This is a genomic window from Spirosoma litoris, assembly GCF_054776755.1.
This window is the reverse complement of sequence record NZ_BAAHBI010000071.1, coordinates 106,542-119,486: the sequence shown is the minus strand read 5'-3', so window position 1 is coordinate 119,486 and position 12,945 is coordinate 106,542. Positions and strand designations below refer to the sequence as shown.

9 protein-coding genes are annotated in these 12,945 nt (G+C 46.1%); 2 read left to right on the top strand and 7 right to left on the bottom strand.

Annotated elements, in window-relative coordinates; genetic code table 11:
• The first annotated feature begins 109 nt into the window (after positions 1-109).
• Together ACYVGR_RS34255 and ACYVGR_RS34250 are read left to right on the top strand one after the other, a co-directional pair.
• Positions 110-2,677 carry a TonB-dependent receptor gene (locus ACYVGR_RS34255; RefSeq protein ID WP_460964894.1) on the top strand — a complete coding sequence of 856 codons (2,568 nt, stop codon included), beginning with the start codon at positions 110-112 and terminating at the stop codon, positions 2,675-2,677.
• Between the two features lie 263 nt (positions 2,678-2,940).
• Positions 2,941-5,805, top strand: coding sequence for a TonB-dependent receptor (locus ACYVGR_RS34250; RefSeq protein WP_460964893.1), 2,865 nt, complete (start codon positions 2,941-2,943; stop codon positions 5,803-5,805).
• Positions 5,806-5,852: 47 nt separating this feature from the next.
• On the opposite strand, the gene ACYVGR_RS34245 is transcribed toward ACYVGR_RS34250, so the two are convergent.
• The 7 genes from ACYVGR_RS34245 to ACYVGR_RS34215 all read right to left on the bottom strand — a co-directional run bounded on the left by ACYVGR_RS34245 (position 5,853) and on the right by ACYVGR_RS34215 (position 12,874).
• Entirely contained in the window at positions 5,853-6,845 is a 993-nt protein-coding gene (locus ACYVGR_RS34245) for a sulfite exporter TauE/SafE family protein (RefSeq protein WP_460964891.1), read from the bottom strand.
• 170 nt (positions 6,846-7,015) lie between these two features.
• Positions 7,016-7,267 carry a hypothetical protein gene (locus tag ACYVGR_RS34240; RefSeq protein ID WP_460964889.1) on the bottom strand — a complete coding sequence of 84 codons (252 nt, stop codon included), beginning with the start codon at positions 7,265-7,267 and terminating at the stop codon, positions 7,016-7,018.
• A 66-nt stretch (positions 7,268-7,333) separates the two neighbouring features.
• Positions 7,334-7,663 carry a hypothetical protein gene (locus tag ACYVGR_RS34235; protein WP_460964888.1) on the bottom strand — a complete coding sequence of 110 codons (330 nt, stop codon included), beginning with the start codon at positions 7,661-7,663 and terminating at the stop codon, positions 7,334-7,336.
• Positions 7,664-7,782: 119 nt separating this feature from the next.
• Positions 7,783-8,337: a carboxymuconolactone decarboxylase family protein gene (locus ACYVGR_RS34230; protein WP_460964886.1), complete on the bottom strand. Its 555-nt coding sequence runs from the start codon at positions 8,335-8,337 to the stop codon at positions 7,783-7,785.
• A gap of 73 nt (positions 8,338-8,410) precedes the next feature.
• Entirely contained in the window at positions 8,411-9,475 is a 1,065-nt protein-coding gene (locus ACYVGR_RS34225) for a cobalamin-independent methionine synthase II family protein (protein ID WP_460964884.1), read from the bottom strand.
• Between the two features lie 117 nt (positions 9,476-9,592).
• Entirely contained in the window at positions 9,593-11,857 is a 2,265-nt protein-coding gene (locus ACYVGR_RS34220; protein ID WP_460964882.1) for an FG-GAP-like repeat-containing protein, read from the bottom strand.
• A gap of 474 nt (positions 11,858-12,331) precedes the next feature.
• A complete protein-coding gene (locus ACYVGR_RS34215) occupies positions 12,332-12,874 on the bottom strand; it encodes a hypothetical protein (protein WP_460964880.1) in 543 nt (180 codons plus the stop codon).
• Positions 12,875-12,945: the final 71 nt, after the last annotated feature.

Here is a 12,945-nt window from a genome sequence, read left to right as displayed (position 1 = left end):
TAATTCAATAGACTATAAGTACTAATAGTCTATCTACAACCGGGAGAATAGGGAGAATGTAGAAATACAGACGCTCAGAACCACCAACAGCAATTCGTAATAAACCAGTATGAGACAAATTTTAACGTCAGTTTTATTAATTGGGGCCATTCTTATCCCCTTATTTTCATTCGCACAAAATGCACCGGTTATAAATTCAACAGTGACTGGACGGGTCATTGATTCACGCACCAACGAAAATTTGATTGGAGCAACTGTAGTTATTAAAGGAACAACAAATGGTGGAGCTACAGATCAAAACGGAGAATTTAAACTGTTGACCGGCCAAAAACTTCCATTCACAGTGGTGGTCTCTTTTTTGGGCTATCAAACTAAAGAAGTGGTTGTAAATGAGAGCAATACCGAGATTAAACTTGATGAAGGTAGTAATCAGTTAGCCGATGTCGTAATCACCTCTCGTCGTCGTCAGGAATCGGCGCAGGAAGTTCCCATCCCAATTTCCGTTGTCAGTGGTAACCGTGCCGAAGATGCCGGTGCTTTTAACGTGAACCGATTAAAAGAGTTGGTGCCCACCGTTCAGTTATATGCTTCTAATGCCCGGAATACAACGCTTAATATTCGTGGCTTAGGCTCTACATATGGGTTGACAAACGACGGAATTGACCCTGGTGTTGGGTTTTATGTCGATGGTGTTTATTACGCTCGCCCGGCGGCTACAGCACTCGATTTTATCGACATTGAACAGGTAGAGGTGTTGCGAGGGCCCCAGGGAACGTTGTTTGGCAAGAATACAACGGCGGGGGCATTTAATATCACAACGCGTGCTGCTGGTTTTACCCCAAGCGGCAGTTTTGAACTGAGCTATGGTAATTATGGGTACATCCAGGCTAAAGGCTCACTGACGGGGCCACTGAGCAAAAAACTTGCCGCGCGAGTATCGTTTACGGGTACACAACGAAACGGGACATTTTACAATGTACATACCCAGCTCCCCATTAACGATATCAACAATATTGGTGTACGAACACAACTCCTGTACACGCCAAGCGATAATGTCAAAATCACGATAATCGGGGATATTTCGTCGCAAAAGCCGAATGGGTATGGTTGGCCAGTAGCGGGTGTGGTTCCTACCAAACGGGCTGCCTATCGTCAATTTAACGCCATTATTGCCGATTTAAATTATAAACTTCCGTATTCAAGCGCTTTCGAACGGATTGTTGATCTGGATACGCCATCAAAAGCAGATAACAACCTGGGTGGGGTATCTGTCAATGCAGATATTAAGATCGGAAACGGTACATTAACGTCTACCACAGCGTGGCGTCACTGGCAATGGACCCCATTGAATGACCGTGACTATATCGGCTTACCTGTCTTTACGATTTCGTCCGGTAACTCGGTTCATGATCAGTGGTCGCAGGAAATACGCTATGCGGGTAAAATTACCCCCCAATTGAGTGGTGTTGTCGGTTTGTTTGGTCTTTGGCAGGATCTGAAATCGGACCCCGTACAGACCGAAGAAGCGGGTTCGGCTCAATGGCGTTTTGCGCAAAGCTCAACGAGCGCGCTCTGGAAAACACCAGGTCTGTTCGATAACTTTGGTATCCGGACAACCAACCGTATTCAAAGCACGGGGTTAGCTGCTTTTGGCCAACTTGACTGGGCCTTGTCAGATAAATTCCACATTTTACCCGGTGTCCGGTATAATTACGACAAAAAAGTTGCCAACTATAAACGAGAAACCTACGGAGGTCTGCAAACGACTGATCCAGCTTTGCTAGCGTTAAAAAACGCAGTTTATACGAATCAGGCGTTCGATACGGACGTATCTGAGGGTAATTTCTCTGGTCAGGTTACCCTGCAATATCGGGTTGGAAGAGCCATCAACGCCTTTGGAACTTATGCAATTAGCTATAAACCTGTCGGTATTAATATTGGTGGATTGCCAACGGCCAATGGCCAGACATTACTTGACCTGGCCCGAGTGAAGCCAGAGCACGTAAATCACCTTGAGTTTGGTCTGAAAACAAGACCAACACCGAACTCTACCCTGAATCTGGTATTTTATAACACCGAAATCAAAGACTTTCAGACACAGGTACAAACGCCTGAACCGGGCGTGAACAGAGGCTATCTGGCTAATGCAGAGAAGGTGCGCGTGATGGGGGTGGAAGTCGATGGAAATGTGCGAATTGCCAATCGCTTAACGCTTAACGCAGCTGTAGCTTATACAGATGGTAAATATGTGTCGTTTACGAATGCGCCGGTTCCGCTCGAAGAAACGGGTGGGGAACAAGCTTTTAAAGACATTTCGGGGGGTGTGTTGCCCGGTATTTCAAAATGGTCTGGTTCGGTAGGTGGCGAAGTAACCGCTCCTGGTCTGCTCATCGGTTTAAAAGGAAATTATTTCTTTGGCGTAGATGCTTTCTATCGGTCATCATTTTCGTCGAGTCCATCACCCTCTCAATATTTGAATATCGATGGCTACTCCCTGATAAATAGCCGCCTTGGCTTTAGGGCTTCTAGTGGAATTTCGATTTTCATTTGGGCTAGAAACCTGTTCAACACAAACTATTATGAGCAGTTATTGGCCGCTCCAGGTAGTGCCGGGCATTATGCCGGTATTGTAGGCGATCCGAGAACATACGGAACTACGTTACGGTATACGTTCTAGTTGAGCAAAGTGTAAAATTCCTGAAGTCTCATGACTGCCTGCTTATAGTTAGGTAGTCATGAGACTTCGTTTTTAAAACGGGTAGATGAGTCAGAAAACCCTGAATCCTTAAACCTTTAGGTAGGTTGGCCTGGGGGCCAAATCATAAGTTTTTCCAATTCTCAGAAGCTGTTTACGTTATCAGGGGTAACGTAAACAGCTTTTCTGTTTTCTGTTATTTTTGTTTACCTTTCTTACTGTATTGCTTACTCAACACGTCCTATATGAGGCAACTCTTTCTTTTATTGACTTTTATGCTTCTGGTCGGGCTAACGGCTCAGGCGCAAATTAATATGGCTGGTATCGTAACCGATGATAAAGATCAACCGCTGTCGGGAGCAACCATATTAATCCGCGGGACGAACATCGGTACGACTACACAGAACAACGGACAGTTTGAACTAGAAACCAACGTCGAGTTGCCCTTAACCATAAGTGTCTCATTTATAGGATATCAGCAGAAGGATGTGCTGGTACGCGGAAATAATTTCAGGAGCCTCACTATAAAGCTTTCGGAAGAAGTTGTTACCGTTCTGACCGGCGAAATTGTTGTAGCGGCTAGCCGGGTGCCAGAAGACATCCAGAAAGCGTCTGTAACGGTCGAAAAGTTAGGAACAAAACAGTTTCAGCAGTCGCCTGCTGCTACGCCCTTCGATGCACTTCAAAACGTAAAAGGCGTTGATTTTCTGACACAAAGCCTGGCATTTAAAACGGTTAACCTTCGTGGTTTTGGGTCAAATAATAACAGTCGCTTTCTGCAACTGACCGATGGTATGGATAACCGGTCGCCGGGTTTAGGGTTCGGTTTTGGGAACGTAGCGGGTATTTCAGATTTAGATATCGATAATATCGAGCTGATTCCGGGAGCCTCGTCGGCACTGTATGGACCCGATGCGATGCAGGGACTCATGTTCACATCGAGTAAAAATCCATTTACGTATCAGGGGCTAAGCGTTCAGTTAAAGGTTGGTGCTAATAATTTCGGGAAAGATGATTTTGGACCAAAAGGTTACGGCGACGTCGCCATTCGTTATGCGAAAGAAGTTAGTCCTCGGTTTGCGTTTAAAGTGAATTTTCAGCGGTTTAGCGGCACCGATTTCATTGCCGACGATTACAGTGATCGACAGACTCGTTCGCGGGCTAACTTTTTGGCAACCGATCCGAATCGGGGAGGCATCGCAACGGGTATTGGCTATTTACAGAATAGCAACGCCAACACGAATTTTCAATACGATGGCCTGAACATATATGGCGACGAAATAACCGCTAATGGAAGCGCATACACTTTCCCAAAAGACTATGCCAATGTGTTGTTGCAGAATAAGTTAGTGACTCGTACAGGGTATACTGAATTAGAATTACTGGGAAATAATGGGAAGGTATTTAACAACCGGGCCAATGTATCGCTGCATTACAAACTGCCCGGAAACATCGAAGCCTCTATAGGCTGGTATTATGGAAACGGTAATTTTATCCGTACAGCTAACTTCCGTGAATACTTCCCCGACTATCAGCGACATCAGGTCAAAGCTGAACTGCGGGGCGAAAATTTCTTTCTGCGAGCCTATACAACCCAACAAAAAGCCGAAGCCTGGAACATTGGTCAAATGGCTGCTGCGATCAATAACAGCTGGAAATCGCTTGGGCAGTGGGCTGCTGAGTTTGGTCAGGTTTATATCGATAACAAATTTATTGTTGGGGACTCCCGCGCCACTGCCGATCGGGGGCGCTACCTGCCTGGCTCAGACCGCTTCAATGCGGTGCGTGATGCGTTTGCCAATACGTACAATACCGATTCAGTTCCGGGGTATAGAGGGGCAAAAGGGCTCGGTTTTCGCGATAATTCGGCCTTGTGGCATTATGAGGGCATGTACAACCTCTCCAAATTCCTGGATGTTGCTGAGGTGATTGTGGGTGGTAGCATTCGGCATTACGCGCTGAATACGGGTGGTACAGTCGTTGCGCTGAAACCAGACGGTTCAGAATATACCATCGATGAGTATGGTGCTTACATACAGGCTTCGAAAGAAATAAAACTAAGCATGGTAACGGTGAAGCCAACGGTAGCGGTTCGGTATGATAAAAACCAGTATTTAGACGGTGGTTTCAGTCCTAGGGCATCGGCGGTGGTCAGTATTGGGCCGCATAATTTTCGGGGATCGTGGCAGTCGGCGTTTCGAAATCCCTCGCCAAATCAACTGTTTTCGATTCCGGCTGCTGGACAAGCGGGCGAAGTGGGCGGTTTGCAGTCGGTGGCAGCGTCGGCCGGATTGGTATCAAATCCCGCTTACCTGGACAGCGACGTGAATGATTATTTAAACGGTCGTATCACCGAAGACCAACTTCGGGGTCGTGCTTACAGTCCAACTACTTTCAAGACGGAGAAGATTAAGACATGGGAAGTGGGCTATAAGACTTTGCTTACCGATAAGCTATACATCGATGCAACGTATTTCCAGAGTAAATACTCCGATTTTATTGTTGCTCAGCGCTTTTATCAACCGACAACTGGTCAAATCTCCGATTTAACGACAAACGCTTATCGGGTGCTCCAAATCAATTATAACAACACAAACGAGGTTTTTGTAAAGGGTTGGGCAGTAGGAGCGGAGTATGGTTTGGGCAAGGGGTTCAGCCTGAGTGGAAACTACGCCCATCAGGTTGGAACGGTAACGCTTCGGGATGCACAGGGTAACGTAATCAATGATAATGCGGGTGCGCCGATTATTAAGCGGAAGATGAGCAATCCGGAAGTTGTTCAGAAAGGGCGCAATTACTTCAACTCGCCCGAAAATCGCTATAACATCAGCCTGAACAATCCGCAACTGACAGATCGATTGGGCGCTACCGTCTCGTTTCGCTGGACGGAACGAATGTGGTTTGAACAGGGCATCACGGCAGGCGATGTGTGGTTGCCTGCCTGGACAAGTTTAGATGCGCAGGTATCTTACAAAGTTCCAGTCTGGAAATCGGTTGTCAAATTGGGCGGCACGAACATCCTGAACAAATATTACTCGCAGGGCTATGGTCTGGCACGAATTGGTGGCTTGTACTACCTGAGCATCACGTTTGATGAATTAATGCGGTAGACATCTGCCTGATTTAACGAAGGCAGGCGCCTTTCCTGAGGAGTCCATCAACTAGCGGCTGTTCGTTGCGATCGGGCCAGTAACGCAAACAGACCGAGACCGCCACCCAAGGTACAGGCGCAAAGCAACAATTGAGGCAGCGAAGGTTTAATAACGACCATTGCGCCAACAAACTGCACGAAAAGGATTACGTACAACAGGCGGGCAATCGACTCGCGTGGGAGTTTCGTAATGACAAACGCACCTAGTGGAGCAAAGAAGACAACGATTGGCACACAGGCTAACCACAACTCGAACGATTCCTGACTAAAATCGTGCAGAATCTGAGCATGCAGAAAAAAGCCTAACAATGTCTCGATCGTCATAATAATAACCGAGGAGGGCGTTGCGACTTTTTCGTTTAATCGGTAATAAATCGTGACGAGGCAAAACGTGAAAATGTTGATACCCGTCCCGAAAATTGATGAAATAACACCGCCTACAATACCAAACAAAGCCAACCTTCGCTTGTCAACGGGTAAAAATGGTGTAATTGAATCGTGTACTTCGCGCTGTGGTCGGCGGTTTTCACGCCAGAGCGTAATGCCGAAACTCAGCCAGAGTGATACAAAAAAGAGCTTCGCCATCACCGGCGACACCAGGGGCACTACATAATACGTTCCGAAAATCAATCCGAAAACTCCGCCGAGTGTCACATAACGAATGTAATTCCAGTCTACCCGAACCCGAAGCCCCAAAATTAAGAGTGAGGCCGAGGTCATGCCAATACTCTGAATGGCAAACGAAAAATTGCGGGCTACGGGTGGTGGAATCTTGAGTAGCAGGGTAAACACCGGATATGAAATAGCTGCGCTTCCTTCTGGACTTGAGCCCGCTATGAACGAACCAAGCACCATCGTAAGTGAAGCTGCCCATCGACGCGCCAGGAAGCTAATGTCGGGTAGCGACGTAATGTAATACACCCATCCGCTTAAGATGCTGATGAGAAAAAGAATGTACAGGATCGGAATACGTCGGGAAGGCCGCGCAGATGTAGTCATGGTGGGGTACTGAAACAGTGAGTATTGGCAACGTAAATGATAATAACTAACAACCGGAACTGGTCGTGCATTTACTATGCCAGTCCCGGTTAAACTGTAATCCTTAACTGTATTAATTGGCCGGATTGTACCCACGGGTACAATCCGGCATAACTTCCAGAAGTTACAACTTACTTTTTCAGCAGACTTAGAATTGTCTCCTGATTCGCTAAAATAGCGTCCAGCGTTTGCTGGTTTTTGAGGATAGATTGTTGGTTGCCCAAAATACTGTCCTGATTGCTGATAATCGTTTGTTGATTATCGAGAATCGAATCCAGTGTTTGCTGGTTTTTAAGGATAACCTCCTGGTTTTTGAGAATACTTTCCTGGTTGGATAGAATTGATTCCTGATTTTTCAGCACTTGTTCGTTTGGCGTTTCCATACTTTGTTTGGGTGAAATAAAATGAATTAATTGGTAAAGCTCGTGGGCAAAAATGCCAGCGTATGATTATGATAACACGTATTGTTGATGTGAAATACCACTGATTTCGGACTGGATTTTTGTTGATTGATCAACCAGCAATTGCTCTGACTGACTGGATTGACCTGGCGTTGAGTGCGGATTTTGTTGCAGCCAATGCTGGAATCGCCGGGTTAAAAATGGCAATGCTATAAATACCATATAGGGTACTAGCAGGCAGGTTAAACAAAATGTTCGGGCGACTAAAGGCCAGTGTGCGACAAAAGAGACCTGTGACAAACCATAACTTACTGCGGTGCTGAAAGGAAACATAGCCGACCAAACCAGCAGCAACATCTTCCATTTATTTGTTTTCATAGGGTAAAGGCGTTAGAAATCGTTTGACGTAATTTTTTCAATATGTCCCCGGCCACAGAGCAGCCGGGGTATATGTCAACCTAATCTAGTTTTAAACTTTTAAAGCCGTTATTGAGGAGTTAAGCTGGCTGTGGCTCATTAAAATGCACATAGCCTTTTGTGGCCAGGGTTTCGCCCATATCGGCATATACCGCCGGATCTTTAGGAGCCCAGGTAGCCAGCCCATCTACATAGCGATTGTACATGCAGAAAGCAGCTGCAATCAGGACTGTATCGTGAATATCTTTGTCGGTTGCGCCTTCGGCACGTGCCAATTCAACCTGCTCAGGCGTTACGTGTTTACCACCCTGTTGTACACTAGCCGCAATGGTCAAGAGCGCTTTCAATTTTGGTGAAATGGGCGCAGTCTGATAATTATTCCATGTTTGCTGGACAACATTCGCTTCTCGGCCATGCAGGTAATCGGCTGCTGCACCATGACTTGTTGAGCAAAAAAAACAATCATTCCGGCGAGAAGTAAAGGCGGCAATGGTTTCCCGTTCGGCTGGGCTTAAGGTATCGTTTGTGCGGAGTAGAACTTCGGCCAGTTCGTTTAGTGGCTTGGTTGTTTGCGGGCTGAACGCCATAGGGCCCAAGATGCCGGGTAATCCTTCGGGTAATTGAATATGTGCCATTTGAGTAGTCTTTTAGAAGTTATCCTGTGTATTTCGTTTGATAAGTTTAAGCGTCAATTAGTAGTTGATTTTTTTAAGCGGTGATAGCGTTTTCGGCTAATTTGGTCCCCTCCAGTCGGGCGCGGATTTTTGCAAAAGCAATTTCTCGGGCTGTAGATGTATCGTCGCCAAAAGGTGAAAAGCCACAATCGTCGGTAGTGCCGAGTTGTTGAATAGGAATAACTTCGGCAGCTTCCAGAATCAAATCCCGGATTTCTTCGGGAGTTTCTACGCGAGGATCAAGAACATTCGTAACGCCCAAAAACACCCGTTGATTTGGTCGTATGGATTGTTTTATGGCATTGAGAGCGGCCTTCTTGTCGGTCTCTGCTGCGTATTCCAGATAGAAATTACCCGCTTCCAGTGAAAAGAGCAAAGGCAGCAATTCGCTATAAGGGATATCAGCGCTGTGCGTAGAATCATGATCACCACCGGGGCAGGAGTGAACACCAATCTTCTGTTTTTCTTCGGGAGAAAATCGATTCAGTACCTGATTGTTCAAATCGATAAAAGCCGCCAGTAATTGTTTGCTTGGGTCCAGTTTGATGGCCAGCCGGGCTTCAGTAAAATCAATCTGTACCTTATAAGCGCCACTGTTCAAACAGGTCCGAATATCGGCTTCAGCGTCATTGACCAAATCCGCTAAAAATTGATCCCGTGAGTAGCCATCGATGCCTTCCTGTGGATATAGCAGGCTTATTGCCGAACACGAAATGACGGCTTGTTTTATGGGAAGAGATGAAAACTCCTGCGCTTTATGAAGGTAGGAGTTGGCAAAGGTTGTATAATGAAAAGGGCCAGCCGTCAGCTTGGGCAACTGCCGGGTATGACCATCGGCAAACGGAATCACTACCCCATCAGAAGCCAGAGTCTGAAGACCTTGTAGCGGATAAGTAACAAAACTAGGCTTCGACTGCTCTCCGTCAGACAGGATAGGCGAACCTAATTTTTCCAATTCCTGGATCGTCTCCTTGGTTGCCTTATCGGCTAACTCGCCCAATTCCTGAGCGTTGAGCTGCCCTGACGAAAATGCAGCCATGGCTTGCTGTAGGTATACTGGACGCGGAATACTACCGATTAATTCTGTTGAGATTTTCATGTTTTTAATGAATAGATCAGCTTTAATGGACAAAAGCCTAATTGAGTGATCAATGGATTTGGCAGTCGGTCTCTAAAGCATACCTGTTGCTTCTGTTCTGGAGACCGACTGACGTAGTTAATTGGATTTTCGATTGACGGTTGCGGCAGCCGATGCTACAGGTGTACGGCAAATAGGGGCAACTTCCTTGCTGAAATTCAGTGTTTTGAGCACCACTCGATTCATCGTGTTGCTGCCTTCGGTAATGCTTAGGAACTGATTCGGTTTAACATTCCGAAATACCTGAACTGTTTTGGAGCCGTGCCAGCGAATCTCGATTTCATCAATCGTTGTTGCACGGCCAATCCCGATTTCCCGGCGTAGGGGAGAAGCCCCGAAACTACCACCTGAATTCACCTCCCGATATATACTCCGTTTCATGCCATTTTCCCGAAACGTCAACTTCACCTGCGAGCCAATGGCTAGCCGATTGGCTTTGGTTCCCTGTATGTTTAGGCAAATCCAGTTATTGGTATTCTGGCCAGGATTCAGATACAACGAATTTTGGTAACTATCGCCAATGTAGGCCCCACCCATATCGATGTATATATCCTGATCGCCGTCATTGTCCATATCGGCAAAGGAAACGCCATGACCTTTTTGCAGATGGCCCACTCGCCCAGATGCGGTTACATCGGCAAACGATTTGCCGCCCTGACTGAGGTACAGTTTGTTGGGAACCAGCGATTTGTAATTTGGATTTCCTGTGCCAAGGTACATATCCAGGAAGCCATCATTGTTAATGTCCCCAAAGTTACCTCCCATAGAGAAGGTTGTTTTCTGGAGATCCGCTTCGGCCGAAACATTGGTGAACGTACCATTCTTGTTGTTATGATACAGATAAATAGTACCAGCCTGACCTATTGGCTTGTGCAGGGCCTCCGAGGCTTCGTAAAACGCCAGCGATCCCTGAAATGTATAATCACAAACGAAAATGTCCAGCCATCCATCGTTATCATAATCCCAGAACCAGGTGGTGAATGAATTGCCTGTTTCCTTGCGCAGACCAGCATCCAGCGATACATCCTCGAAGTGGACCACCTTATTACGTAACCCCTTGTTCTTCAATAGATACCGATTGCCATCTACCGTCGACAGAAACAGGTCTTTCCAGCCATCATGATCATAATCGCCCGATGTGACTCCCTTGACATACCCAACAATATTGCAGTTGGCCAGATTGGCAACTTCCTTGAACGTACCATCCTGATTATTCAAATACAATTCGCAGGGATGCATTTTTCCGGCACCTGTCTGAAATGAATTGGACGTTTCGTTACCAATAAACACGTCTACCCAGCCATCATTGTTGAAATCATTCCAGGTAGCGGTTTGGGTTGGATGAAAGGACAGAAGCCCGGCTGGAATCGTTACATCCGTGAACGTACCATTGCCATTATTTCGGAGTAATGAATTGGGTTGTTCACCAAAGGCTCCTTGCCAGGCACCTCTCAAAACAAAAATGTCGGCAAACCCATCGTTATTGTAATCGGTCTGCATCATGTTCAGACCACCCGTAATCTGATGTAAACCAGAGGCTTCAGAAAGATCGCTGAATGTGCCATTCGCGTTATTCTTGAAATAGTGCATAGGCTCATCAAGTCCCCAGGCTGAGAGGGCTACGTCTAGATAACCATCGTGGTCAAAATCTTCGATCACAACTCCTCCGGCCATATTGTTCACATCTAGCTTCAGGCTTTTAGCCACATCCTGAAACGGATTGATTCGATGCGTTGTGTCCACCATGTTAGGGATTAACCAGGTTTTGGGAACCTGCTTTGGATATTGCCCTAGTGTCATGTAAGCCAGATTGAGTAGCCAGCGAGATTCCAAATCATCCGGGTATTCATTCAGTAGGGATTCGTATAGCGCAATTGCTTTTTTGGAGCCCGTCTGATTGCTATGGATGCCTGATCCCTGGATCGGTAAAATGCAGGACTCTGTAGAATGTTTGGCAACACAGTTCGTTTGTTCACCCAAGCGTAGGTAAGCCATCGCTAGTTCACCCAGGACTAATCGTCGTGCCGTCGCGTTATCTTTCTTGATAATTTTTTCCAGACTTTCAAGAACAACGATTGCCTTTTCCTCTTCGCCCAATTTCATCAGCGTATTGGCTTTGGTAAACATAGCCCCTTCAATCGGTCCCGATTGCCCCATTGTGGAGTCCATATGAGCTAGCTGTGATTCAGGGCTAAAATCATTTCGGTAATCCTTAAATTTATAATTTATCTGTTCAAGCAAATGGACCATCTGCTCTTGTGATGTTGGCTTTTTGGTGTAGTACCCTGCCACAATAATTAGCAGAGTTGCTAGACCTATTAGGCCATATAAAAGTTTTTTCATGTGAGAGAATATGTAGCCGCCCCATCAAGATGACTCGATGGACAGATTTAGGCAGTAAAATCACCGCTAGTGATCAGGCTTAAAAGCCTGACTAGCTTAGTACCAGCAGATTGATCCTGACGGCCAAACCTGGCGGTATGACAGTAGGAACGGATCTATCTTGTAAAAAAATGAGCATGGATGACTAGCGATATAGCCATAACTCCAGCTGATTGATCTACCGGCAGAGACAGGAAAGAAAATGAGCTACCTGAAGAACAGATGTTCCTGCATGCGCGAGCACTTTGTCCACTAAATCCAGTGACTTCTATACGCCCTCTGTTGTTTCTGATAATTGACAGAACAGAGGTAATAGAGCCGAGGAGAATCTAAATTGGATAGGCGCTGACTTATTCGAGAAAGCACAACGCTTCTCGCAATGAATCATTGCAGTGCAGTAACCTCAATAAGTTTCAGGTAGTCGATATGGCCTTATTAGGCCCTTGGAGGGGGAGACTGAACCGGCACAGCACGGTCGGTCAGGAGTGCTAGCACTGAAGGGATTTTCACCGCTTCGCGCCAATGGGCGGGCATTGTATAAATCGTCGGTTTATCAAACGGACAATACTCTTTCAATAAATTTTTTAGCAAATGACCAGCCTTCTTCTGCGACCGGCCCGATTCGCCTACAAACTGATGTTCAATAAAGCTAAGTAAATCCTGTTGCCAGAGAGAACGCGTTTTGGTCGCAAATCCGAGTATGTGCAGGGTGTCATTCTGCATTTCTAACCGCACCACTTCATAAAAACTACCCTTATACGCAAACCCTTCAGATGACTGCTTCTTGAGAACCGTTTCAGCCGACTTTTCGTGTAGAGGAACGTAAAACTCTACAATGCTGTCGACCGTTCGGTATACTGTTAGCCGGTTTGTCAAATCCCGCTCTTCCTCACCGTTTATACTCACCAATACCAGCATGTAAGCCAGTATGTGGCAGAGCAATAAGCTGAGCAGGCCAACGGAGACAAGTCGTTTCAAAGCGTAGGAGTCTTTTGTTAGTAAAAGTAAACTTATGGGCCAAATAATACAAGTTCAACTCTATTAAATTT